General features: G+C 38.7%; 20 protein-coding genes. 1 reads left to right on the top strand and 19 read right to left on the bottom strand.

The window, feature by feature from the left end:
- Window positions 1-155 precede the first annotated feature (155 nt).
- From MHB65_RS04150 to MHB65_RS04075, 16 genes are all read right to left on the bottom strand, one after another.
- On the bottom strand, window positions 156-2753 hold the full coding sequence (locus tag MHB65_RS04150; protein WP_342442585.1) for a VWA domain-containing protein: 2598 nt from the start codon (window positions 2751-2753) through the stop codon (window positions 156-158).
- Window positions 2737-4482: a BatA and WFA domain-containing protein gene (locus MHB65_RS04145; protein ID WP_342442584.1), complete on the bottom strand. Its 1746-nt coding sequence runs from the start codon at window positions 4480-4482 to the stop codon at window positions 2737-2739. The genes MHB65_RS04150 and MHB65_RS04145 overlap by 17 nt, the downstream gene beginning before the upstream one ends.
- Window positions 4483-4493: 11 nt before the next feature.
- The gene (locus MHB65_RS04140; RefSeq protein WP_342442583.1) at window positions 4494-5369 is read right to left on the bottom strand and encodes a DUF58 domain-containing protein; all 876 of its coding nucleotides are present in this window, start codon (window positions 5367-5369) and stop codon (window positions 4494-4496) included.
- Window positions 5366-6361: a MoxR family ATPase gene (locus MHB65_RS04135; RefSeq protein ID WP_205441573.1), complete on the bottom strand. Its 996-nt coding sequence runs from the start codon at window positions 6359-6361 to the stop codon at window positions 5366-5368. The genes MHB65_RS04140 and MHB65_RS04135 overlap by 4 nt, the downstream gene beginning before the upstream one ends.
- Before the next feature lie 11 nt (window positions 6362-6372).
- Window positions 6373-7794 carry a hypothetical protein gene (locus MHB65_RS04130; protein ID WP_342442582.1) on the bottom strand — a complete coding sequence of 474 codons (1422 nt, stop codon included), beginning with the start codon at window positions 7792-7794 and terminating at the stop codon, window positions 6373-6375.
- Window positions 7795-7806: 12 nt separating this feature from the next.
- Window positions 7807-8652 (bottom strand): ABC transporter permease subunit, encoded by an 846-nt coding sequence (locus MHB65_RS04125; protein ID WP_342442581.1) that lies wholly within the window; start codon window positions 8650-8652, stop codon window positions 7807-7809.
- Window positions 8649-9584, bottom strand: coding sequence for an ABC transporter ATP-binding protein (locus MHB65_RS04120; protein WP_205441567.1), 936 nt, complete (start codon window positions 9582-9584; stop codon window positions 8649-8651). The genes MHB65_RS04125 and MHB65_RS04120 overlap by 4 nt, the downstream gene beginning before the upstream one ends.
- Window positions 9584-11977: a hypothetical protein gene (locus MHB65_RS04115; RefSeq protein WP_342442580.1), complete on the bottom strand. Its 2394-nt coding sequence runs from the start codon at window positions 11975-11977 to the stop codon at window positions 9584-9586. The genes MHB65_RS04120 and MHB65_RS04115 overlap by 1 nt, the downstream gene beginning before the upstream one ends.
- Before the next feature lie 161 nt (window positions 11978-12138).
- The gene (locus tag MHB65_RS04110; protein WP_205447275.1) at window positions 12139-13026 is read right to left on the bottom strand and encodes a LysR family transcriptional regulator; all 888 of its coding nucleotides are present in this window, start codon (window positions 13024-13026) and stop codon (window positions 12139-12141) included.
- Between the two features lie 68 nt (window positions 13027-13094).
- Complete coding sequence (gene cbpB / locus MHB65_RS04105; RefSeq protein ID WP_205441563.1) at window positions 13095-13535, bottom strand: cyclic-di-AMP-binding protein CbpB; 441 nt, start codon at window positions 13533-13535, stop codon at window positions 13095-13097.
- A gap of 197 nt (window positions 13536-13732) precedes the next feature.
- Entirely contained in the window at window positions 13733-13972 is a 240-nt protein-coding gene (locus MHB65_RS04100; protein ID WP_048391979.1) for a hypothetical protein, read from the bottom strand.
- Window positions 13973-14035: 63 nt separating this feature from the next.
- Window positions 14036-14803 (bottom strand): 2,4-dienoyl-CoA reductase, encoded by a 768-nt coding sequence (fadH, locus tag MHB65_RS04095; protein ID WP_342442579.1) that lies wholly within the window; start codon window positions 14801-14803, stop codon window positions 14036-14038.
- Window positions 14804-15464: 661 nt separating this feature from the next.
- Window positions 15465-16649 (bottom strand): iron-containing alcohol dehydrogenase, encoded by a 1185-nt coding sequence (locus MHB65_RS04090; protein ID WP_342442578.1) that lies wholly within the window; start codon window positions 16647-16649, stop codon window positions 15465-15467.
- 15 nt (window positions 16650-16664) lie between these two features.
- On the bottom strand, window positions 16665-17426 hold the full coding sequence (locus tag MHB65_RS04085) for a 3-hydroxybutyrate dehydrogenase (RefSeq protein ID WP_342442577.1): 762 nt from the start codon (window positions 17424-17426) through the stop codon (window positions 16665-16667).
- Window positions 17427-17486: 60 nt separating this feature from the next.
- Entirely contained in the window at window positions 17487-19007 is a 1521-nt protein-coding gene (locus MHB65_RS04080; protein WP_342442576.1) for a CoA-acylating methylmalonate-semialdehyde dehydrogenase, read from the bottom strand.
- A 15-nt stretch (window positions 19008-19022) separates the two neighbouring features.
- On the bottom strand, window positions 19023-19916 hold the full coding sequence (locus tag MHB65_RS04075; protein WP_205441553.1) for an NAD(P)-dependent oxidoreductase: 894 nt from the start codon (window positions 19914-19916) through the stop codon (window positions 19023-19025).
- Between the two features lie 236 nt (window positions 19917-20152).
- Here MHB65_RS04075 and MHB65_RS04070 point away from each other — a divergent pair, with 236 nt between their 5' ends.
- Window positions 20153-20764, top strand: coding sequence for a TetR/AcrR family transcriptional regulator (locus MHB65_RS04070; protein ID WP_342443695.1), 612 nt, complete (start codon window positions 20153-20155; stop codon window positions 20762-20764).
- A gap of 46 nt (window positions 20765-20810) precedes the next feature.
- Here the strand turns inward: MHB65_RS04070 and MHB65_RS04065 are convergent, their stop codons facing one another.
- The 3 genes from MHB65_RS04065 to MHB65_RS04055 are packed head-to-tail and all read right to left on the bottom strand — an operon-like array spanning window position 20811 to window position 26547.
- Entirely contained in the window at window positions 20811-22817 is a 2007-nt protein-coding gene (locus tag MHB65_RS04065; protein ID WP_342442575.1) for an EAL domain-containing protein, read from the bottom strand.
- A 29-nt stretch (window positions 22818-22846) separates the two neighbouring features.
- The gene (locus MHB65_RS04060; protein ID WP_342442574.1) at window positions 22847-25003 is read right to left on the bottom strand and encodes an RNA degradosome polyphosphate kinase; all 2157 of its coding nucleotides are present in this window, start codon (window positions 25001-25003) and stop codon (window positions 22847-22849) included.
- Window positions 25000-26547, bottom strand: coding sequence for a Ppx/GppA phosphatase family protein (locus tag MHB65_RS04055; protein ID WP_342442573.1), 1548 nt, complete (start codon window positions 26545-26547; stop codon window positions 25000-25002). The genes MHB65_RS04060 and MHB65_RS04055 overlap by 4 nt, the downstream gene beginning before the upstream one ends.
- Between the last annotated feature and the right edge of the window lie 43 nt (window positions 26548-26590).

Genomic DNA, 26590 nt, shown 5'->3' with positions numbered 1-26590 from the left:
GGCATTGACTCAACTTAGAGCGCTTTCTATCTCTTTATGAGCAAAGCTCCCACTTTTTAGATCATCTTGCCACTCTCTACAAAGGGGACAACTCTCTATTCAAACAATACAAAAAAGCAGTGCAAAATCTAATATTTTGCACTGCTTCCACTATTTTAAGATCGTTTTTTCATACCTTTTAATAACTGTGCCACATTTGTGTCTTCTGCCTGTATAGGTTTTTCCTCAACCAGCGGTTCTTTCTTCCTCGCATTCGTTAGGAAGTTCCAACCAAAACGTCTTATGGTAATATCCATAAAGAATAAAAGCATACTTGCTAAGAGAAGCCATGTAGCAATATTTTGTCGATCCGCTCCTTTTGTTGTAAAGTCTCGGAATACATCTTGTGGTTCCTTTAAAACCGCGCCTCCTGTTTGTTGAGTTAACTCTTCTATCAGTTGATCATTGACAGGAAGTAGTTCGTATTCGGAACTATAAGGAACACTTAGTCCTGCCTGATAAATGGCCTGCTTTTCATCTGCTACACGGAAGAATATTAATCCAGGTTCGGCTTGTACTACAGCTCGAACTTGGGAGGCCGAAATGGTTTCAAGTTGTGTTTCTAGCTCTTCCCCAGCCTCATTAACTGCTACAATATCTAAAAATGCAGCTTCGTTTGTAGGGTCGGTAATCATAAAGGAACCATCTGCTTCCAATCTTACATCATAGGCCACATCATTATAGCTTGGTAGCATTTGTGAAATAAGTGTTTGCCAGAATGTTCCCCAATCCTGCCATCTTGCCCAATCTCCTGTCCATTTACCCGTTGAATCAGATGTAAAGGCAAAAGTTTTACCGAGACCATATTGCCACTGCGCTAACACAGGATCATCCTTCTCGCTTTCTGCCACAACAGTAGTCCCCTGTTTTGCCGTTGTGCCAATGTAAGCATTCATTTGTGGGACACCATTGGCAAACAGCGAATTCCATCCTGCTGCATTATAAATCGTGGGATAGAATGGATTATCCTCAATGTAAGTGCGAGAAATCATAGCTGTTTCACGAGATAAAATAGAAGGAATCGTTTGCTCATCTATGACATCATAGAAACGGCCACTGCCCATGTCACTAAGCGCTTCTAATAAGTTCGCATCGGCATCTTGTCCAATCGCTACTGTCGATAAAGTTATACCGTTTTCTTTTCCTTCAGCAATTAGATCCTCGTAATTCCCTGACTGTGATTGCCCATCTGTTAAGAGAATAATATGCTTACGTTGCAGTTTTAAATCAGCTAGATTTTCATAGGCTTTAGCTAATGAACTGTAGATTTCTGTTCCACCACCAGGTGTTACGGATAAAATAGTATCCACTGCCTCTTCTTTACTGCTAAGAGGTCCTGTCTCTATAATCTCCCAAGGACGATCATCAAAGGCAATAAATCCTAATGTATCCTCATCTCGCAACATCTCAACAGAACGTGCTGCTGCTTCTTTAGCAAGCTCTAGCTTCGAGCCTTGCATACTACCAGAACGGTCAAGTACAATCACTAACCCTAAGGAAGGTAATTGCTCTTTGCCCTTAATTTCCATTTCCACTGGCAATAAGGTTTCAATCGGTGTTTTAAAATAGCCGCCTAGACCAAAACTATTTTCTCCTCCAACCATGGTAAAACCAACACCAAAGTTTTTGACTGCTTGCTCAATAACACTCATTTTTGCCTCACCGACTAAATGACCTGGCACATTGTCGAAAATAATAGCATTATACTGCAAATAGCTGGACAGTTCATTTGGTAGACTTTGAGGATTGACAACATCATAGGCAATAGATTGACTGCCAAGTGCTGCTGCGATAGGTGAAGCTGTTTCATAACCATTAACGATTAGTAAATGTGGTTCACTTTGTACCATTGTGACACTAGTTAACTTATTGTTTTCAAAAATAGCATCCTGACCAACTTGAACAACTGCCTCATATTTTACAAGTCCTTCAGCTGTCGCTGCATGTTTATAGGTAAACACATTCGTGCCTTCAGTCAGCTCAACTGCCTCTCGATGAATAAGCTCATCATTTTCATATAATAACAGCTCTCCTTGGCCTGCAGTCGTTGCATGAATTTCCGTCACTAATTGTTGCTGCTCTCCCACATAAGCAACCTGAGGGGATACAAAGCTTTTTAGTGACACATCATTGACAACTGGTTGACTAAAAGGTCTAACATCCACACTAATATTGGAGCCTTTCAGCTTCGTGGCAAATTCTAAAGCATCGCCTTTTGTCTCATTACCATCTGTTAATAGCACAAGACGAGTTGCTTTTTTCGGATCGATAATACCTGCTGCAAGCTGTAGACTTTGTTCAATATTTGTTTGATCGGTTGCTTTAATTTCTGTAAGTTTTGGTACTTCCTTTAAAGTTTTAGACAAAATGGCTTCTGTTTGTAAAGTGGAGGAAAATGAATAAATGCCTGCAAGCTGTGGTTCTTTTTTTGATTGTAGGCTCTCCTGTATAAACTGAACCATTTCATCTTCTGTGCCATTCATGGAAGCAGAACGGTCAACTAAATAGACGATTTGTTCTTCTTTTATTGGTAATAATAGATATGGACCTGCAAGTGCAAAAACTAAACAGCTTACTGCTACTATGCGAATAGCAAGTACAACAATATGACTTTTTTTGAGTCGCTGCCGTTCACGAAAATAAGTCCATCCAAAATACAAGAACAATGGAAGGAGTAGCAACAATACTAATGGCATATCAATTCGTAAATCCACGACGTCGTTGCACCTCCCACTCTGAAACAAGTAATAATAAAATAATCACAATTAGCCAAGGTACGAAAGAGGTCATCGATACTTCTTCTTTCCCATTATCTGAGATATCACCTAATGTAAAGCTTGTTCCTTGTTCAATGACACGTTCTTGGGCTTGCAATTGCACAATCAATTGTTTTTCTTCATTATTTGAACGTATCATATAAATGCCTGGTTGTTTTGGTGCAGTTAGCATGCCCTTCGTAACAGTCGAAAGAAACTCGTCTTCTTGCGAATAAACATTCCACTCTCCTTGCGCTAAAGCTACTGCACGCTGTTCATTGGGTGAAAAAATCCCAAGTGAACCAACTGTTTCTGTTAGCTGCTGCTCAGTACTCCATAGAAATAGAGGGAATGATGGATGTAATGGCCAATCTGTATCGGCAATATCCGCTAAAACAACGATATCTCCTTTAGGGGAGCGTTGGATGAACGGCTCTTCTCCAACAGAAGCAATCGTTTCAAAGTCCGCAAAGCCTGGATAAACAGCACTAACATAAACATCCTTTAGTTCGCTAAAAGCAAACAATGCATCACTTCTAGTGCTTACCAAGCCATTTGCTTCTACTTTTTCTGCATCGTCACGACCAAATAATACAAGGGGTTTGTCCATCTTTTCTAATAAGGCTGTTTGGTTTGTGATTACTGTAGCATCCTGATTGTCAGCTACTTGTAATGATGGAACGATTTTCACCCCATTACTGACCGTTTGAAAACCTTTTTGTATCAATTGATGCATACCTTGATCAACAACAATTTTAGAAGTAGTTGTTTGTAGTAAAACGGTTTGTTGATTGTCTACAGCATAATCATCTTTTGCATCAATAGTAGCTGTCATCGATTTTGCTAAAGGCAAATCTTTGAATGTTTTCGTAATGGCTTCATTTGGAGGCACAACGACACTTTCTGCTACCAGCTCCTCGCCCTCTGCATTTTGCAATGCTAGTGTTACCTTATGCTCGGTATTGGTATCATTATGGAGTTGTACAAGTGCCAGCGTAACTTGTCCATCTGTCGTAGCAGCAAAGCGTGTAATAGCGATATTTGTTAAGTCTTTTGCAGCACCTCTTACTAGCCATTTCACAGAACCCTTGTCCATCGGTAATTGTTTTTTATCAAGTGTATCTGTAAAAACATAGATAGAAGTTGGTGTATCACCCACAAATGCCTGTGCTACATCCAGTGCCTTATTCATTTCAGCTGTTTCATAGGCTACTTGTAAATCTTGAATAGCTTTTTTTATTTCATTCGTGTTTGTTTCTTGCTGTAAAACAGCTTTTGGAGCGGCACCAGTTGTAATCAATGTAACAGGTCGACCATTCAGCTCATCCATCAAGGTCAGCATTTCCTGTTTATGTGTGTCAAAGGTTGATTGACTCTTGCCTGCCAACATTGTAGCTGAAGTATCTACAATAAATATGGTTTGTGCACCCACAATGGTTGATTTCTTTACATATGGATTCATCAGTGCCAATACAAGTAGCAGCAACGCTAGTAGCTGTAAATATAGTAGGGCATTTTTTTGTAAATGCTTTAAATAGGGCGATACACGCGTTTCCTGCATAATCTCCGACCAAAAAAGTGTCGAAGAAACAGTTTGCTCTGTATATTTTTTTCGAAAGAAATAATAGAGTAGGACAATGACCGGGATGATGGCCGTCCAGCTAAATATAATTTGACTAAAGCCCAATACGGCTCACCTCACCTAATCCAATGTGCTTTTAATAATTGCTGGAAAATTGCATGTTGCAATCCATCTTCCACTTTCAATTGTAATTTTCGAACACCAAAGCGACGACAAATGGCATCAAATTCTTCTTCATGTAATACGCGTCTTGCATGATAGGTCTCTAGTACTTTAGAGGACATCGTCACATTCACATCATTACCTGTTTCACGGTCAAGCAGGCGTACATCACCCGAATAATTTGGTGACAGCTCTTCTTGCGTCACAATTTGCAAAATGCGAACATCCCCAGCATAGCGTGGTAGCCTTTTCAATAGCTGTTCCCATTCCTCAATTGGCTCTAATCCATCTGTTACGATGAATAATACGGTACTATCTTTAGGCAAAGCTTTTAGTGCACTCTGGGCAAAACGATTAGAGTAATTAGCTTCCTCTATATCTGTTACTACCTGCAAAAAAGCTCGGCGATACATGGCACCTTTCCGTCTAAAGGGTGGTTTCACTTCATCTTGAACAATAGAAAAGGATAAACGGTCATCTCGACCTAATACCATTAAACCGAGGGAGGCTACGATTTGACGAGCAAATAGCCACTTAGCATGATCCCCCATTGATTTGGTAGCATCTAGTAAAATATGTACACGCATCTCTTGCTCGTCTAAAAACCTTTTAATAAAGTATTTATCTGTACGAGCAAAGACGTTCCAATCTACTTGGCGTACATCATCTCCTAAATGGTATTCTCGAAAATCCGAGAAATCAAGGGAGGCCCCGAAGCGTTGTGAACGATGCGAGCCCTTATGTTGCCCGCGTAGTTTGGAGGCCGTCGCTACTTGAAAGCGACTGATTTTTGCTAACCAGTCTTCGGGCAATAAGTATTTGGCTGTCACTTGCCAACACCTTGCTGAACCTTTTCTAAAATAACATCAATCACATCATCTGCTGTTTTTCCTGAAGCCTCCCCTTCATAATTCAACAGCATCCGATGACGTAAAACGGGCTTTGCAACAGACTTAATATCCGCTACAGAAACATGGAAACGTCCATTCATTAGAGCTCTCGCCTTTGCTAATTTGATTAAGCTCTGCAAGCCACGTGGGCCACTGCCATACATTGCATATTGTTTAACCTCATCAAGTGCATCAGCTCTTTCAGGATGCGTAGCCACCACTAAATCCGTTGCATACTCCAGCATTTCATCAGCAACCATCACTTCTTTCACCATTTGCTGAGCTTCAATAAGAGCCTCCGTATCCATCTGCTTCTGTAAACCAATTTCCTGAGCACCTGTCGTTCGCTTCATAATTTCCATTAGTTCACTTTTTTCAGGATAGGGTACAAGAATTTTACAAAGGAAACGGTCCATTTGTGCTTCTGGTAATGGGTATGTTCCTTCCATTTCGATCGGGTTTTGTGTTGCCAACACAAAAAATGGTTTCGCCATTTTTTTCGTATCCCCTAATATCGTTACCGTTTTTTCTCCCATTGCTTCCAACAAGGCACTTTGTGTTTTCGGTGTTGCACGATTTATCTCATCAGCCAATACCATTTGGCTAAAGATTGGCCCAGGTTGAAACGTAAATTGCTGCTTCCCATCGGGTGTACGTTCAATCATGCTCGTTCCTGTTATATCTGCTGGCATAAGATCTGGTGTAAATTGAATACGTGAAAACGACAGATCCAGTACCTCTGAAATCGTCCGAATTAACATCGTTTTTCCTAAACCAGGTAAACCTTCTAACAATGCATGACCATCCGCTAATACTGCATACAAGGTATAATCAATTGCTTCTTCCTGTCCGACAATGAAACGATGAATTTCTTCTTTAACTTGTTGTAATTTCGTACTCATATCTACATACTGTTGCTCCGTAAAGGCCATTTTTTTTCCTCCTACTGCGACTCAATTGACGTGAAATAAGATTGCACGACATTTTGTAAATCCTTCGGTAATTGCAAACGCTCTGAACTCTCTAAATAGCTGTCTTTATAAGAGCCAATTACTTCCTCATAAGGTCGAATAGAACCCTTTGTTATCGGGCCATTTCCTTGTTGCTCGGATACATGAGAACCGTCTCCTAATGCACCACCATCTACGGATGTCTCACTAGACCCACCAATTCGATTCGGTGTCGTTAACAAATTCCGACTGCCTTGGCCACTCCCTGCTCCTTGACCACCTTGGCCTTGACCCTGTCCTTGTCCTTGTCCTTGCCCTTGACCCTGGCCTTGACCCTGGCCTTGCCCTTGACCTTGACCTTGCCCTTGCCCTTGCCCTTGACCCTGGCCTTGTCCTTGACCCTGGCTATTACCATTTTGCTGTTGAGAACCGTTTTGAGCATTATTCTGACTAGACTGACCTTGTTGATTGCTGGGCTGGGCATTACCAGATGACTGTTGATTATTTTGATTGTGACTGTTTGCATTATTGGCACTGGCAATCGCATTTTGTAAGGAGTTACTCGCTGGTTTACCAAGTTTACTCATAGCGGTTTGTGTAGCATTTGCATTTTCTGTGAGCTCTTGCTGCATTTGGGCAAGCTCTTCTAGCTGCTCAATTTCTTCCTTCGACAAGCCTTGTCCTTCGGCAGCTCCATCTTGGCTAGCCGTTTGCTTATCTTTTAATTGCTGCTCCTTTAGAGCTAACTCCTTTTGCTTCTTCACAACTTCCCGTAAAGCTTCTTCTGCTGTTTCAGCCTCTTTTAAAGTATTTTGAAGTTCTTGCAATTGCTCTTTTACTTCTTTTGTTTCAGCCTTTTTCTCTAGTTCAGCAACTTCCTTCTTCATATCTTCAATTACAGCCTGCTCCTTTTCAACCTCTATTGCTTCGATTTGTGTAGCTGCTGGGAACATATAAAGAATGGCTAGTACAACTGTTGTGCTAAATAGTCCAATAAATGCCTGAGGACGAAATAGATTTTTCTTTCGAGCCTTGAAATCTGCAAAAGCTTTTTCAGCATTTTGCATAGCTTTCGATAATAGTGATTGAACAAGAGGATCCTGATCATCTTTAAATGATAATGCTGTCACTAATTCATTATGTGAAAAATAATGATCGAGTGTGTGCAAAGCCTCTTTCTCGTTGACTCGTTTCCACCATATATAAGCAATGGTTGCAACAATAACAGTAATGAAAACTCCTAACGCTATTTGACGATAATAGGGCCAAACAAATAGTCGAGAAATAAGTACGAGAGAAGCACTCGAAAGCAATGCCAAAAACAAACCGTATTGTGCAATGGGAATGCTTCTTTCAAGAGTTAATCTCGATTTTGCACGCTGAATATATTTTCGTAATTGCTTACGACGCTCCATAACTATTCCTCCTCATCGATTACTTTTCATGTTGGCACGTAATTTTTTAATGGCGATTGTTAGGCATAAAACGATAATCAAGATATACGCTATTAAATAGGTAATCCAAACAGGTAATTTCACGCCTGAAAGTTCGCTAAGCCCATCTCCCATTTCCGGAGAGATAAGTGTCAGCATCAAAGCACCTGGATTAATAGACGCCCAGAAATAGGTCATAAAGGAGGTACCTGTTCCAATGGTGTTGCCCATTTGATGAAAGGCCATTGTTAAAAAGAAGAAGAATGCTGTAATACCACCCAAGAAAATGATTGAGCCATATGTGGCAATCATGGCAACAATGGTTCTTTTTGTAATTGTGGAAAACATCACGCCTATGCTACCAATGGCTACTACAGTGACTAAATAGAATAAAAATATAGAAATAAGCTGTGAAGGCGACACACCACCGAATAGAAACACTAAGCTATATAGTGGCAATCCCGCTACCAGCATCAATACTAGAAATGCTACAGAAGATAGTAATTTTCCAACAACAATTTGTGTAGAACTTTGTGTCGTTGTTAATAAAATATTTAATGTTTGCTTTTCGCGCTCACTACTGATGGCACCTGCAGTCAAACTTGGTGTAATGAAAAGAACTAATGCCATTTGTAAAATGGTTAGCACAGCAAACATCATAAAGCTTGTCTCTGGTCTAAAGAAGCCCCTGCCAGTAAATTCAGTTGTAAGCAATAAAAACCCTGCAATGAAAATACACAATACTGCTAAATAAAACATTAAACCTGAAAAGCTTTTAAAAGAACGGAAGCGTAACTTCAATTCTTTTACAAGTACTGGATTATAAAATCTTTCCATCATTGATTGTCCGCTCCCTTCGTAATCGCCATAAAGACATCCTCTAAATCCTTCTCTTCTTCACTTAAAGCATAAATCGGTAAATCGGCAAGCATCGCCTTTTTCAGCAATGCCACCTGCTCTACATCTGTTCCTCGATAATTAAAGGCTATTTCTAAACGATTGTCGATGACATCAAGAGATGAAATTTGAGGATCTTCCTCTAAAAATGCACGTACTGCATCCAGTTGATCTGTCACTTTCAATACAATACGCTTTTCTCCCTGTAGCTGAGCCTGAATCGCAGCTACATTGCCATGCGCAATTAATTTACCATTATCAATAACACCGATTTCATCACACATCTCAGCAAGTTCTGGCAAAATATGCGACGAGATTAAAATTGTTTTTCCCATGGACTTTAAATTCCGTAAAATATCTCGCATTTCCACACGAGCACGTGGATCTAGTCCTGATGCTGGCTCATCTAGAATTAAAACCTTTGGATCATGGATAAGTGCACGGGCTAAACATAAGCGTTGCTTCATACCACGTGATAATAAATCAACATATTCGTAGCGTTTATTTGTTAAATTCACTAGTTCTAATAGTTGTGGAATTAACACTTGACGCTCTGCTAATTGGATACCGTAGCTCGCTCCATAAAAATCTAAATATTCATCTACTTTTAACTGATCATATACACCAAAGAAATCGGGCATATAACCAATTTGCTTACGAACTTCTTTTGGTTCCTTCACTACACTTTTGCCATTTATTAGAGCATCACCTGAAGTCGGTGACAATAGTGTAGCTAAAATAGAGAAGGTTGTTGATTTACCTGCTCCATTGGCGCCAACAAATCCAAATACAACGCCTTCTTCTAAAGATAAGTTTAAATGATCTAGTGCTGTAAAGGAGCCATACCGTTTCGTTAAATCACGAATTTCAATCATTATTTTGCCACTCCTTTCAGCTCTATGTCTGGTAACTTCGTTTGTTCCCCTGATGGATCGGGACCATACTTTAATTCAATGCGAAGCTCTCCTTCTTGATTAAAGTAAGTTGAAATTTTATCAGTAAACACTTGCTTTGTATCAACCAATGGCTCATATACATTCGTTTCATTATTCCAAATGGAAAGCTGCATACGTGCGACATCCTTATTAGAAATTGTCAGCTCATTAAATGATTTAATAACATCCATAAATTGATCTGGCATGGCCATCGTTACTTCGTACAACCCTTCAGATAGGTACCATTTGTTCAATTCTTCCTCGATCTTTTCATAATACCCATTTGCTGATAGTGGCTCTACTGTATACGAGAAGTTGTTGCGCTTCATTGTAAATGGACCTGATAGCTCTACTTTTCCTTTAAATGGCTGAACAAGCATCGTAATCGGTGACATATTGGCACTTGTTTCTAATTCAACCCCTACAATAGCTTGATCTGTCCAAGCAGTAAGTATTGGCTGTTTATCATTTTCTACAAGCGGCAATGCTAATGTTTTCATTCGTTCAATACGCATTGGGTCTACCTCACCCTTTTTCGATGGGTAACTATAATTATAATTATTGAAGATAGATGGTTTTTGAAGAACCGTTGTTTTCAGTTCCTTATTGATCTGTAATGTTCCGTTTGCTTCAATATCACCCAGTTTTACTTCTTTCACACCAGAGATTAATGTGACATCTTTTAATGCGAACGGGAAATTATTTTTAACTGTTCCTGTTAGTTTTTCATTTTTCAGTGTTATATCTATATCCATCTTGCCAATATTTTGTGCTGATGTTTTTCCACCAAAGGACTGCACAGACCAGTAGCTTAAATCACGTAATGTTAGCGTTGAACCGCTAGCGTTTTCTTTTATATAGGAAGATTCATGTAATGGCCCCATCGTGCCTGTGAAATTATTGTAATTTCTTAATGCAACGGCAGTTGTATTTTGATCAGCATTGACTACAAAATCCCCACTGCGATTCGTTAGAATGGACTCTACATAATAGCCATTTACACTACTATCTTCATTTACTTTATAGAATGCAGATTGTTGCACTTGTGGCTGAACAATACGATCCTTCGCTCCGACAATAAAGAGAACAATGGAAAGGACAACAGAGATGGACGGAATAATCCACCATGCATGCTCACGCTTGTCCGCTTTTTTCAAGACAAAATAAAGCATTGGCCCGATAATTAAAATATAAAGAATAATGACAATTAGCATATAGCTCACAGATACTTCGAAGGATGGAAATAATTCGTTAATGTTACGAAGCTCATAAGAGATTTGATCGAGAGGAGATTGCCCCTGTCTCATCATCCCTTGCTGTGAAATACTTTGAATATTGATCACTTTAGCTAAAAGTGCTGCATAGCCATCCATAGAAGCGAGTGGTTGATCACCTAAAGAGAAGGTTGTTTGAATAACTTCCCCGCTACCCACTTTTTTCTTTGCTGCTAACACTGCATTATTTTCTGTTAATACAGGTAAGCTTCCTTCACTACTAGTAGCTGAGTAAATCGAAATCGGCTGAGTAAAAATGCCGCCTCCTGACAGTTTAGTTAAAGCTTCTGCAGAAATCGAAGTCATTTCTTGTGATAATGACAAAGGTAAATATTCTTTAAAAATACCTGCAGTTGCATCGATTTGGTCAGCAGCACCTAGAAGTAAGGTACCACCATCTTGTACCCATTTAAGTAATGCTTCTTGTTGTTTCTGTGTTAAATCAGCAATCGCCACTTCATCTACAACAATAACATTGGCCATAGCAAGTCCTTGTGAATCTTCTGGAAGTGTATAATCTTTTAATTGATTGATATTGAATACTTCCACATTGCTTTGAGCTACAAATGTTGATAAACGTAATAGCGCTGAAAGTCGATCACTTTTATCTGTTAATGTATAAATGAATGTTGATGAGGGATCTAAAAAATTTGATTGCAGACGCTTTGTTCCTTTATAGGCAATCTTTTTTCCTTTTTCAATGTTTCCCTCATAAAAGGCAAATAAATCTGTGTCCGAATAACTATAGTCAGCTAAACCATTTAGATAGAAAGTAAATGTCTTTTCCTCTCCTGCTGCTATATCAATTGGAACGACGAGTGCTGAAGCAGCCTCATAAGAGTTGGCTGAATTGATCGCCATATCTCCAGAAAAGTCAGCTCCATTATTTTTCACTGTAACTTGTAGTGGCACTACTGATTGATATTTCGCTTTTCCTGAAATACCTGCTGTTGCTTTGACCTCTAGCGTAGCAGCAGCGCTCGCCTGTGTTGTAGGCAAGATAAAGCTCATTACAAGCATAACTAGTAAGGTCAGTGCCGTCCATTTTGTCTTTTTCAAAAGCTCAACCCCTTTTTATGTAAATAGATGGTTACATAATTATACGATTTAGATTGCATTTTGTTCCATTTCTTATGATATCTTCATGAATATTCATAAACTCTTAAGAATTCTACAATGCAAAAAGGCAGCTCCAAAACAACCTAGAGCTGCCTGATTTTCTATTTAGTATAATCAAACAAACACCGTGCATGATCCTGCACCACTTCAACAAAAGCCTCTACCTGTCTCAATTCAAAGGAGGATTCGTAGCCAATTAGCCAAGTATCACGTGTAAGTCCAAATTCCTTTTCATTATTTGTCAGAGGTATTTTATGAATGCCGTCGTGGTCATTTAACGTAATAGAAGGTAAGATCGCATAACCGATACCATTTAAAGCCATTTGCTTACAAATTTCAATTTGATCCACTAAAATTTGTTTTCTAGGATTTGAAGCAAAATGCTGCTGCCACCATTGTTGAATTTCTTGATAATAGTTGGAATCACTCTTATATTGAATAAATGGACGGTCTGTCTTTAACACATCTTCAATTGTTTTAACCTCTTTGTCCACTAAATATAGAGTATCTCTGAAAAGGTGGATCTTTTCTCCTTTCCAGTCAACCTGGCCTCGTACAATGCCTACATGTGCCTCGCCCTCATAAAGTGCTTTCACAATTTCAGAACTCCAGCCCGTCATCAGGGATATTTTAGCCTCAGGATATTTTGCTACAAAATCCTTCAAGATTTTTGGTAGCCAGTTTTGACCAACGATCGATGCACAGGCAATTTTCAATGTCCCATTTACTTTTGTTGTTAAGGATTGTATGGTTTCAAAAATCTCTTCCTTTTTAGCCAGCATTTCCTTTGCATAGGCTATCACCTGTTCGCCAGCGGGTGTTGCTGTAAGACCTTTCTGTGAGCGAATAAATAACTGTGCACCCCAGTCTTTTTCAATCGTTTGCAATCGTTGTGAAAGGGCTGGTTGGGATAAAAATAGACGTTCTGCTGCTTTCCGCATATTACGTTCTTCAGCTAAAATTTTTAAAATTTCTGCTTCTGTTGCCATCAAACAATAAACCTCCAATACAAGCAAAGAGGGCCTCATGATTTTCATCTGAGTTCCCTCTTAAGCTACTACTCTTTTTGATAAATATATTTTTTCAATTGCTTCAAAATAACACGTCTTGTTAATATCCCTGCAAATGTACCATCTTCGTCCACTACACATAAAAAAGCGTGGTTAATGACTAAATCCAAAGCACGCTGGAAAGTATCCGTCAGCTTTAATACAGCGATCTCTTTTTCCATAATAGTGTCAACCTTAATATCAGGTAGCTTTTCATATTCTATATGCTCAAGTCCAAGAATCGATTCGGTAATCATTTTCATGCTTAGTAAACCTTGAAGTCGATATTTCAAATCTAATACAGGTATGGACGAGTACCCTGTACGTGTTAGTACAAGGAGTGCATGTTCCGCACTATTTCCAATTTGTACATGCGCAACTTTTTCAGAGGAAATGATAAACTCACTAATTGGCATTGCTAATAAGTCTTTGCTGTTAGTTGAAATCATGAACTTCTTCTCCTTTTCTGTCCTCACTGTGTAGAACAGTCCTTCCCTTTCATCATATCACAACTTTTCTATGTATGACCATGACCAGGCCGAGAAGAGTTTTTCACGAACAATGAATTATTTTAGCCCATACAGCAAAAACTTAGTATATCTTCATTCAGTCAAGCTTTTTATGACTGAATGAAGATGGTTTCTATCTAGTAGCCAGCCTTACTCCAGTAATAAAAAATCATGATTCCTAAAAAAAGCAAAAAAATTGCATAGACCCAAACAATTGGGTTCAACATCGTTGCATACTCTTCAACTGTTTCTGAAATCGGGGTATCATTTTCAGATTTCCGTTCAGAAGTCATTTTGGCTATTTTTAGCGTATAGACAAACGAAATAGCAGAAATGATCACAATGGCAATAATTGCTGGTATTAACCACATACCCATTGGCAAAACTCCTTTCTTTACCCTTAGTATGCGTCAACCCAGCTCTCTGTTATGCAAACATTTTTAGAATGGATATTGATTGAGCCACTGCCCACCATCCAATGTCACACATTCTCCATTCATATAACTTGCTTTGTTAGACATCATAAACGTAGCTAAATCAGCAATTTCTTCCGGTGTTCCTATACGACCTAGCGGAACAGAATCTAGTGTACGAGCTGCCGCTGCTTCTGATTCCCAAAGCTTATCGGCTCCACCAGTACGCTCGATTGGACCTGGTGCAATCGCATTAACACGAATTCCATACTGTTTTCCCCACTCGACAGCTAGCGTTCTTGTCAATGATAGTACCCCCGCTTTGGCCGCAGCAGAATGGATCACACCAGCGCCCGCATTCCAAGCATAAGTCGCCACCATATTTAATATAGACCCCTTGATTTTATGCTCAATCCAATACTTGCCGACTACTGAAGAACAGTAGAATGTACCATTTAATACAATATCCACGACAGCCTTCCAGCCATTCGGTGATAAATCTTCTGCACGTACAATAAAGTTACCTGCAGCATTATTCACAAGCCCATCCACTTGACCAAATTTTTCTACAGCAAATGCGAGCATAGCCTCAGCATGCTCAGGTACGCGTACATCCATTTGGAATGTCTCGATAGAGGGACCAGCCTCCGCTATAAATTTCTTTGCCTCTGCTAATCGTTCTTCGTTACGTCCCGTTATGACAACATTAGCTCCCTCAGTGACGAATTGCTTAGCCATATACAGCCCCATGCCACTTGATCCACCCGTAATAATAATAGTCTTCCCTTGCAACATTCCATTTCCCCCTTTGTTAAAAATGAATGATGATTCACTAAAATTTTACTATATATTCTCGAATATGTCATATTAATTCTATAGATTGCTAGTTTATTTTCTAAAAAAATATAAGAGAGCTATTCATTAGTTTGAACAGCTCCCTACATAGTGTTGAAAAACAAAACCATCAATAGAATTTTTGTGAAAGGTGAAAATGGATTTCCGTTGCAGGCTACTTGCTTTCCTGTGGGCGAGCGTCAAGCAGCCTTCCGCATTAATCCACACAAATAAATTGAAAGTGCCCACTACTCATTTTATTGATAGTTGTTGTGATTAATAATTCTTCACATTGAAAATAAGAGTCTATCCTCTCTCTAATCATACAAATAATGGGCGATTTTGTTCCCTACTGCTAGTATGAAAGAGGAAAAGACACTTTTGCAGAATGGTTGATTGGAGTGGAGCCAGCGTCACTCCTAAGGGATTTAGCGTCACAGAGGAGACCCTGGAGCGAGCGGAAGTGAGTGAAGCGGCTCATCGGACGCCCCCTGGAAAGGACGCTGGCGGAACAGAAATCACCCCCTCGCCTTGCCAAAAGGTCTTTTTCTACTAGTGACATGATCTTTTTCCAACAACATAGAGAGAGCCATTCATTAGTTTGAATAGCTCTCTTATATTATTAAAACTCATACGTATAGGCCATTTTGTATAGCTCCATTAATTCTTCTTTGGTTGGTATCTTCGGATTATTCCCAGGGCTACCACTTGCAAGAGCATCCTCAGCCATTTTAGGTATGGCCTGATAATAAGCATGCTCCTCTATTCCCCATTGCTTTAAATTGCCTATCTTCATATGCTTACACATTTCTTTAATGGACGTAATGGCAAGCTGAGCAAGCTCTTCTTGTGATAAACTTTCTTTTGTTTTATTAAAAAACTGTCCTAAATCTGCTAATCGATCTATACAAGCTTCTTTTGAATAGTCTAGTACAGCTGGTAAAAGCATCGCATTGGAGATGCCATGTGGTACGTGGAAAAGTGCACCAATCGGACGCGACATTCCATGTACGAGGGCAACAGAAGCATTTGAAAATGACAGCCCTGCCTGCATCGAACCTAATGACATGGCTTCCCTCGCATCAACATCATCCCCATGTTCATAAACCTTTATCATGTTATTAACGATTAATTCCATGGCAGATAAGGCCAGCACATTCGAATAGGGGTGAGCTAAGCGCGATAAATAGCTCTCAATGGCATGGCTCAATGCATCTATTCCCGTTGCTGCGGTAATTGCAGGAGGTGAAGTAATCGTTAAAATAGGATCCACAATCGCAATAGTTGGCATAAAAGCTGGTTGCTTAATCATCATTTTTACATCACTTTTTGTATTGGTAATAACAGTTGCATCTGTTGCTTCAGAGCCTGTACCCGCTGTCGTTGGTATCGCAATGTGTGGAATTGGCGGATAAGCTGCAACCTTTGCCATTTTCATATAATCTCCTATGTAGCCGCCGTTTGTAGCCACTACTGCAATCGCCTTTGCCGTATCAATACAGCTACCACCACCAACAGATATAATGACATCACAGTTTTCTTTCTGCAAAAGCTGCAAGCCCTCTGCTACATACGTATCAACCGGCTCTGTTGTCACCCCTAAATATGAAACGACTTCCATCCCTTGGGTCTTTAACAGCGTATAGCATTGCTTGACAAAGCCTAAGCCGTCCATGATTGGGTCACTAATAATTAATGCCTTGGAGCCTAGTTTTTTTGCATACTCTCCTACTTCTTCAAATGAATCACGACCATACACAATCGTTCCTGGTGAATGAACGGTAAAGATGGTTTTTGTTTGAATCATATTTTCCCTCCTAAGCTATTGAGCTGTATAGCCACCATCTAATAGAATGGCTTGACCGGTTAACCCCTTTGCTACATCACTTGCTAAATATAATGCAAGCCCTGTAATTTCCGAGACATCAAGTAAACGTTTTTGCGGTACAAGTGGATATAACACTTGTTCAAGTACTTCCTCCACTTGAATACCTCGTGTTTTTGCTAAATCCATAAACTGATTACGTACTAATTCCGTATCAACATACCCCGGACAGATGGCATTAACCGTGATTCCATCCGTGGCCACCTCAAGTGCGGTTACCTTGGTAAGTCCAATTACACCATGCTTTGCTGCATTGTAACCAGCCTTACCAGCAAAGCCAATCACGCCATTGATGGATGCCATATTGATAATACGACCAAATTGATTTTTCTTCATATGTGGTAACGCATACTTCATCGCCACAAATGGGGCAACCACCATTACTTTTTGCATAGCCTCAAAAATTTCTGTCTTAAAATCCTCAATAAGCGATACATGTTGAAATCCTGCATTATTGATTAAAATATCTAATGTTGAGAATTTTTTAATCGTAAAATCAATGGCTTCTCGTATGGCTTGTTCTTCTGTCACATCACATATAAAGGAAGTTAAAGAGGGGTTTTGTGAGACGGCTTCCTCTAAAAGCTGTTCATTTTTATCCGTAATCACTACATTAGCTCCTTGCTCAGCAAATGCTTGTGCCATGGCAAGGCCGATACCACGAGCTGCCCCTGTAATAAAAACCGTTTTTCCTTGCAAACTACATCCCTCCCTCTTTTTTAGAAAAAGAGCTGTATGTCTCTACAGCTCTTGGTTTTATTAGTCGTTATTGCTAGGGAATGCAAATGTTGATGCTGTGGATGCATTGCCTGCCATCCATCGCTCTGAAATTGTCTTTGTTTTTGTAAAGAATCGTGCTTGATCTGGGCCAAACATATGCCCCTCGCCAAAACGAGAGCCTTTAAAACCAGCGAAGTTATGATAGCCAACTGGAATAGGAATTGGTACATTGACACCTACCATGCCAACATCAATTTCTGTTGTAAATTTTCGAGCTGCTAGTCCATCATTGGTAAAGATTGTGACACCATTACCTAGCTCATGCTTATTTATAAGTGCAATAGCTTCCTCCAATGACTCAACACGAACAACATTACGAGCTGGGCCAAATATTTCTTGCTCATAAACTTCCATGCCTGGCTTTACATGATCTAATAATGTAGGTCCTACATAAAATCCTTTAGACTCTTTGACAATGTCAAGTTTTCGTCCATCGCAAACTACTGAAGCTCCTTCTGTTTCTCCTCGATCAATTGCAGCAAGTATTGCTTCTTTTGATTGTTGAGAAATAACAGGGCCAAAATCTGAATCAGGGTTTGTATATGGGCCTACCTTTAGATTAGCGATCTTTTCCTTCAGGATCTCCACTAGACGGTCTGCAGTATCTTTTCCTACAGGCATAATGGTAGATATCGCCATACAACGCTGGGATGCTGCCCCATAAGCTGCTCCAATAAAGGCATTAGCTACCTGTTCAAGATCAGCATCTGGCATCACGACCATATTATTTTTACCACCACCAAGTGCTGTTACACGCTTTCCATATTTTGACCCTGTTTCATAAATATACTTTGCTACTGGTGTTGATCCAACGAATGAAATCGCTTGCACAGTTGGGTTTTCTAAAAGTTCGTTGACCGCATCTTTATCACCATTGATCACTGTCCAAATGCCATCAGGCAACCCAGCTTTCTTCCACAGCTCACTAACATACAATGCTGTCATTGGCACACGCTCTGATGCCTTTAAAACAACCGCATTTCCTACAGCAATGGCCATACTCGTTTGTGCTAGAGGCACCATGATTGGGAAATTGAATGGAGAAATTGCCGCCACAACCCCTAATGGATATTTTGCAGAATAGGCATTTATTTGACCTCCAACATTAACAGAGTATTCTCCTTTCATTAAGTGAGGCGCACCGATGGCTAAGTCGACAGATTCAAGTCCTCGTGTAATTTCACCTTTGGCATCTTCAATCGTTTTACCGCTTTCAGTACAAATGATTTGTAATAGCTCCTCCATATTTTCAGTAACAAGGTTACGGAACTTTAGCACAATTTCTGCACGCTTAGCCACTGATGTATCACGCCAAGTTGGAAATGCTGCTTGAGCTTGCTCGATTGCATCTCGTGTTTCTTCTACTGTTGCAAGGGGAACCTTAGCAATGACTTCACCTGTTGTTGGATTAAATACCGACCCAAACCGGCCACTTTTCCCTTCAACCAATTTACCGCCAATAAAATGTGTTAATGTTTTAACCTCTTGCGCTGTTGTCATATCCATTTCCTCCTCTTAAAATTGTTCTAGTTTACATTTTTCTTTTAAGCTTAAATAAGCAGCAGACATATCATTTTCGCCATAGCCCTGCTGAGCAATTTCACTGTAAAGATCCACCAATTTTTCACCGATTCGCAGAGATACGCCAGCTTCATCTGCCATTTCCTTAGCTAACTTCAAATCTTTTAATAATAGATTTGTCGAAAAGCCTGGCTCATAATTATCATTTTTCATATATTCCACATAATTGCGTTCATAAATACGGCTTTGCCCATAGCTATTACTTAAGACTTCATATAGGGTGTCTGCCTGAATACCCATTTTTTCGCCAAGTACAATTGTTTCAGCGACCGCCTCTGTGTAAAAGCCAATCATTAAGTTATTGAGTAATTTAATTCGCGTTCCTACACTTGAAGATGTGCCCAAGTGATAAACATTTTTCCCGACTATTTCGAATATTTTAGCAGCACTTTTATAATCATCTGTGTCACCACCAACCATAATGGTTAATGTCGCATTGACAGCCCCAATTACACCCCCACTGACAGGTGCTCCCAAATAACGTAATCCCAAAGCTTTAGCTTCTGAATGTAACGTATCATTCAATTCGGGATTAACAGTACTAAAATCAATCAGTAGGCTTCCCTTCTTTGCATGTTGTAAAATTCCTTGCTCGGATTGAAAAACCAATTCTACAACGTGAGGGGTAGGCAAACTGGTCATAATAATATCACATTGTTTCGCAATATCCATAGCTGTCTCAAGACCGATACCACCTGCTGCTACGAATTGTTCCATTGCCTTTGTATTTGTATCGAAGCCATACACCTCATAATCTGCTCTTAATAAGTTAATAGACATTGGTAAACCCATATTCCCTAAGCCGATAAAACCTAATTTTTCCTTCATTGTGACCTCCCCCAATTCTTGAAAATACAACAGAAAAGCTTGATGATGCACTAGCCAACTTTCATTTTTTAAAGTAACATTAATAACAAGATATTTTAATGACCGCGGTCACTGACTTCGGTCAATTAAATCATAATCAATAGAAATCCATCTCGTCAATTAAAAATTCGATATTTTCAGAATATTTTTTATGGAAAATATTTCACAATACTTAATATAGGAGGTAATAGTTGACAATGGGAGCACTCACAAGCAGACAGAAAAAGGCATTGGAAACACGTGAAAAATTATTGAAAACCTCTTTAGATTTATTTAATAAATATGGTTATGAACATGTATCTGTTGAACAAATTACGAAGGCTTGCAATGTTTCAAAGGGTACATTTTATACACATTTCCCATCTAAATATGATGTTATTTTAGAAAAATTTATGGAACTTGATCATTTTTATAGTACGGTTGAAAAAAAGATTGATGGTACATTATCAGCAAGTGAAAAAATACTATTAGTGTATCAAGAGCAAATGAAGTATTTAACAAATGTGGTGGGAAAGGATTTATTACGTACAGTATATACCGCTGCCATGACAAACCAAGTAGAACAGGATCATTATTTAATTAATCCCCAACGTAAGATTTTTCAAATAATGAACACATATATCGAGGAAGGCATTCAACAAGGCGAATTTAGACAAGATGTATCTGCCACTACCATACAATCAATTATTCAGCGTTGTATGCGTGCCAATGTTTATGATTGGTTAATACATAGTGAAGATTTTGACCTCGCCTCTGAGATGGCCCAATTTACGGCAATTGTCTTAAATGGTCTTAAAAACGACAAATAAAAAAGTAGCACTTCATCTATTTTGCGATGAAAGTGCTACCTGTTTTCTAGCTGACAAAATATTGTTGTACAATGGTTTCAACGGGTAATGGTTTATTATACAAATAGCCTTGCCCTTTTTGACAACGATGACGTTTAAGAAAATCGACTTGTATTGGTTCTTCAATACCCTCTGCAATGACCTCTAATCCTAAATTATGAGACATTGAAATAATGGCCTTTATGATGGCTTCATTTTTGTCATCCTTTGCTATATCTGCAATAAATGACTGATCAATTTTAATAATATCAATTGGATAACGCTTGAGATAACTTAAGGAGGAATAGCCTGTACCAAAGTCATCCACTGATACATAAACACCTAATTGCTTCAGTTCTGTAAGTATCGAAAATGTTTCATGAACGTTTGTCATAGAACTTTCGGTAATTTCTACTTCTAATAATTCAGGTGGAACATCATATTTTTTTAAAGCTGTTTTAATTTTTCGCGCAAAGTTTTCTTTTCTAAACTGTTTTGGAGATATATTGACTGCAACACGTACAGGACGGTATCCCTTCGATTGCCATTCTCTTTGGTAACGACATACCTCATCAATAATCCAATCACCGATTTCAATAATTAAACCTGAGGCTTCTGCAATAGGAATAAATTGTGCAGGTGATACAAAACCAAATTTACGATTATTCCAACGCAGTAATGCTTCAAAGCTATTGATGCTATTATTTGCTAAATCCATTTGCGGTTGTAAATGGAGACTAAGCTCATTAAATTCGATCGCTCTACGTAAATGTGCCTCCATCAATGCTTCATTTGGAAAAATGGCTGTCATATCTTCACGGTAGTAGCGGTAATGCGATCGACCATGTTCTTTAACAGAAAATAAAGCTTTATCTGCTTTCCGTACAAGTGTCTCGATATCTTTACCATCTGCTGGACTAAGTGAAATCCCAATCGACACGCTAATAAAATATTCCTGTCCATCTATCATAAAAGGCTGTTTTAATACGTCCATGATCAAGTTAGCAGTTCGCTCAATTTTTTGGATAGTTGCATCTTTTAGTACAAATATAAATTCATCACTATTATATCGGTATAGCGAACATTTTGAGTAGCAAAGCTCCCGTAACCTGTGACTAAACATACGCATCAACTCGTCTCCCTTGCTCTCACCAAGGGATTCATTAAACTTTTTAAAACGGTCAATGTCAACTAAAATAAGGGCTGCTTGCTTATGCTCCTGTTTTTTATCATTTAAATGTTGTAGCCAATGTTCCTTAAAAGCTTTTCGATTCCAAATACCTGTTAATTCGTCCATCAGCGCTAGGTAATAGAATGCTTCGTGATCATTCATAAATGAATTAGCATCTTTAACAAATAAGTGTACACCTACAACTTCACCATTATAGTACGTTGGATGCGTTCTTAAATAAAAGGGCTCTTTACTAAGCAATTGACCCTTTAATAAACATTTAGGCATGCCAAACGCTGAACCTTCAATTGTTTTAGTAAATAATAATTTGAATTCATTAAGATATTTACTTTCTAATAATGAAAAAATATCTAGTCCAATTAGACTGTGCTGCTCTCTCGATAGTAGAGCAGTAGCAGCAATATTTTGATGAATGATTCGACCTTGTAAATCTGCCGTTAACACTGGACTTACATGTTGTTCAATGAATTGTAAATAGGGCTTCTCTTCAAATGGTGTTGCTCGAAGAATAATGGCAACCATTGATTCAGAAAAGTGCTGAACATGAAGCACGAATGTTTTCTCTTGAAGACCAGTACCTAATTTTAGGACATGCTGTTTATTGAATTCTTGATTTAGAAGTTCTGACAATTGCAGCCAGCATTGCTTTGTAAAAAAGTTCTCCGCGTTTTTGGCTGTTATATCCTCCAGCTCAATCAATGACGATAGCTTTTCATTAAATTCAACGACCTCAAACGCTGTCGTATCAACTTTTCTCAAACAAGCGACTGCATCAAATGGATTCAGTTGTATGAGCTGTTGATAATCTGCAAATGGCGCTACACTTTCTCTACATTTTTTCATTCTATCCCTCACTAAGTAGCGTGTTTGCTCTATTCTTCATCTAGCGTAGGCTTTAATGCATCCTTCAAGAAAATTTCCTGGCTATTTAATGGATCTTCGCTGCGATCAAACTCTTTGTAATGATACTTACCATTAGAGTCTTGAATACGTGCTTTGGCAGTATCCATTAATTGTGCATTCATTATGTCAATAATACGAGTTTTTGCTTCACTTGCATATACAGGGAATAAAATCTCTACACGTTTAATCATATTGCGTGTCATCATATCTGCGGAGGATAAATAGACTTTGTTTTCCCCATTATGATGGAACCAATAAATACGAGAATGTTCAAGGAAACGACCAACAATACTTGTTACGGTAATGTTTTCACTAATACCTGGGATACCTGGCCTAATACAGCATATACCACGAATAATAAGCTCCACCTTTACACCTGCAATCGAAGCCTCATAAAGCTTCATCATTAAATCCTTGTCGGTTAGTGAATTCATTTTTGCACGAATAAAACCATTACCATATTTTTTATGACAGGCAATTTCCTCATCCATTAAACGAATAAACTCATCTCGTATATCAAATGGTGCCACGACTAAATGATTAAAGGTAGGCTTTTCTGTATAGCCACTTAAGTAATTAAAGAAATTTGTCGCATCAATGCCAAACTCTTTATCTGTAGTTATTATGCCCATATCCGTATAGATTTTTGCAGTAGCATCATTATAATTTCCTGTACCCAGATGGACAAAACGTTCAATTTTGCCATGACGACGACTAACAACTAGTGTGATTTTGGAGTGTGTTTTTAGGTTATTCATACCATAAATCACAAGACAACCCGCTTGTTCTAATTGTTTTGCCCAGTGTACATTATTTTCTTCATCGAAACGGGCCTTTAGCTCAACTAATACTGTTACTTGTTTACCGTTTTCAGCGGCAAGCTTTAACGCTTGAATAATCGGCGAATTCCCACTTACTCGATATAATGTTTGTTTTATTGCTAACACATTCGGGTTGACAGCTGACTCAGAAATAAAATCAACAATAGGGGCAAACGATTCATATGGATGATGGAAAAATATATCTTGTTGAAGTGCTTTTTCAAAAATATTTTCGTCTGACTGTAAATCTAAAGGTGGCTGTGGGATAAAGCTTTCATATTCTAGATGCTCACGACCTACAGAAATACCTTTGACAAAAGAGAACATAAATGTTAAATCCAACGGTCCATCAATATGGAATACATCGGATTCTTCTATTTCAAATTCATCTAGTAAGTATTGCAGCACTTCCTCGTTCATTTCTCCAACTCGAACTTCTAAACGGCTACCTACTCCCCATTTTCGCTTTTTCAGCTCTTTCTCGATCTCCACTAAAAGATCTCGAGCACCCTCTTCATGGATAGTTAAATCCGCATTTCTTGTTAAACGGAAGGCTTGCGCTGATTTTACACTATAGCCATAAAATAGTTTTTCAATATGAGCTACTATTACATCCTCCAATAAAACAACAACTGTTTTCCCTTCTTCAGATGGTACTTTAATATAGCGATCTAAAACAGATGGAACCTGGACAATCGCCACTTTTTCACGACTTTCAAGATCTGTCTCATCCTGCTCTATCAGTACTAGTAAATTTAAGGTTTTACCTAGCAAAGTTGGGAAAGGACGGTATGCATCCACTGCCACAGGTGTTAAAACTGGGAAGATAGTTTCTGTAAACATTTCATTGATAAATGATTTTTGCGTGCTATTTAAATCTTTCATGTCCGCAATATGTACATTATGTTGTGGCAGTAAATCGTAGATTAAATGTCGATATACCTCAGTTTGTCGACGAACTAATGCTTGTGTACGCTCTGCGATTTTAGCCAGCTGTTCTTTCGGTGTTAATCCAGATTTATTTTCGGGCTTATGAAAACCAGCGCGTACTTGGTCCTGTAATCCTGCAACACGCACCATAAAAAATTCATCTAAATTTGAACTAAATATAGCTAAAAATTTTAAACGCTCTAGCAGAGGATTATTAATATCCTCTGCTTCCTCTAACACTCGCTCATTAAAGGCAAGCCAGCTTAATTCGCGGTTATTGTAGTATTGAGGCTTTGCAATTTCCTCTAACAATAAATTGTAGTTTTCGGAAAACTCTTCCTCATGTAGCTCGTTTTTCGTTACTTCAGTTGTCATCCATTGTTCCACCCTTCTTCAATAAAATTGATTTTCATTGGGATTTTTAATGCACGTTCTAAATGCTTCCTATGTCGATTGGCTTGATACTTTTCAGCCTCAGCATTCTTTTTTACATAAATATCAAGCTGAACATGATCTTCTTCCGTGTGCATCTCAATAGCATGTACGATATTGCGCTTTGAAACATTTAATGCATAGACAAATTTTAATAACGCTCCGAAATCTCGTATTTTGCGATATTCCTCTCGACTCATCCATGTTGCAAATGGAGCAGCAAATCGTTCGAAATAATCCTTATTTTTATAGGAGGCAAGAAGTGCTAGTTTTACTTTTTCTAAATGATTTAAACCATCAATGGATTGATTCGCAATTAAGTAAAAGGTATGTTGGCTTGAAGAGCTCAGTTCAATATACTCTCCTATATTAAAAACCTTCGCAGCCTTTGTTAATAAATGTAAATCTTCTGGGTTATAATGCAAGCACCCTAAATGACAACATTCACGATACAATTGATCTGCCAAATGCATTAAGTAATCAACTTCCATTTCACTCCGACCATATTGACGTGCTAATCTTCTAGCATTTCCTTCAAACACATTGTATTTATCAAATGCCTGTGCATCTGTTTGCAAAATCCGTTGAATAATGAGACCTTCACGTAAACCTCGCTTTGTCAGTTGAAATGACTCACTACCAACTACCTCCATCAACACTCTAAATACCTCTAATGCAGGTACAATGATATCTGCACGATCAGATGACAGCCCATCCAATTGTTTCAATTCTTGAAAGCTTAATTGCCCTAAAAATAAGCTTAAATCATCCAAACTTCCCTTTTTCATTTCGTAACCATGAACACTGGCAATAGGATAATCATGCTTTTGTTGATGTATTTGCGCTATATTCCGCGCACTACCACCAATGGCGATAATAGGTAAAGCAACATTCTGGATCCAAGGGAGTGTTTGGAATTGCTCTTTTACAAAGGCAATGAGCTCCTTTTTTTCACTACTATTGATAATGTCACCTTTTACAAAACGTTGCTTTAAAGAAACTGTCCCAAAAGGAAAACTATGTGATTGCTGAATTTCTTTATTTTCAAACAGCGTAATTTCGGTACTACCACCACCGATATCAATCGTCACGGCCGATTTCGTCCCCATGGAATAGGCAACAGCAACGTAGCCAAAATAGGCTTCTTTCTCTTCTGATAAAAGCTCAATTTGGATACCAGTTCGTTCTTTCATTTCCTCAATAATTTTATCTCGATTAGTGGCTTGTCGGATAGCAGCAGTCGCAGCAGCTTTCACATCGGTTACTTCAAAATCCTCAAGCATGGCTTTAAATGTTAATAAAGTTTCTGATAACACTTGAATACCTTCTTCAGACATCTCTCCTGAGGGCTGTATATATGTACGCAAACGTGCTACCGTTTTAATATTTCCAAGCTCTCGAAGTCCCTCATCATTATCATATTGATATAATACTAATCGAATAGTATTGGAGCCGATATCAATAATAGCTGTTTTTAATTCATTCAAATAATCACATCCTTCAAGCATCTACAATTTATTTTGTTCATAA

The organism is Lysinibacillus sp. FSL K6-0075, from assembly GCF_038592945.1.
GTDB classification, from domain to species: domain Bacteria; phylum Bacillota; class Bacilli; order Bacillales_A; family Planococcaceae; genus Lysinibacillus; species Lysinibacillus fusiformis_F.
This window is presented reverse-complemented; position numbering and strand designations above follow the sequence as displayed.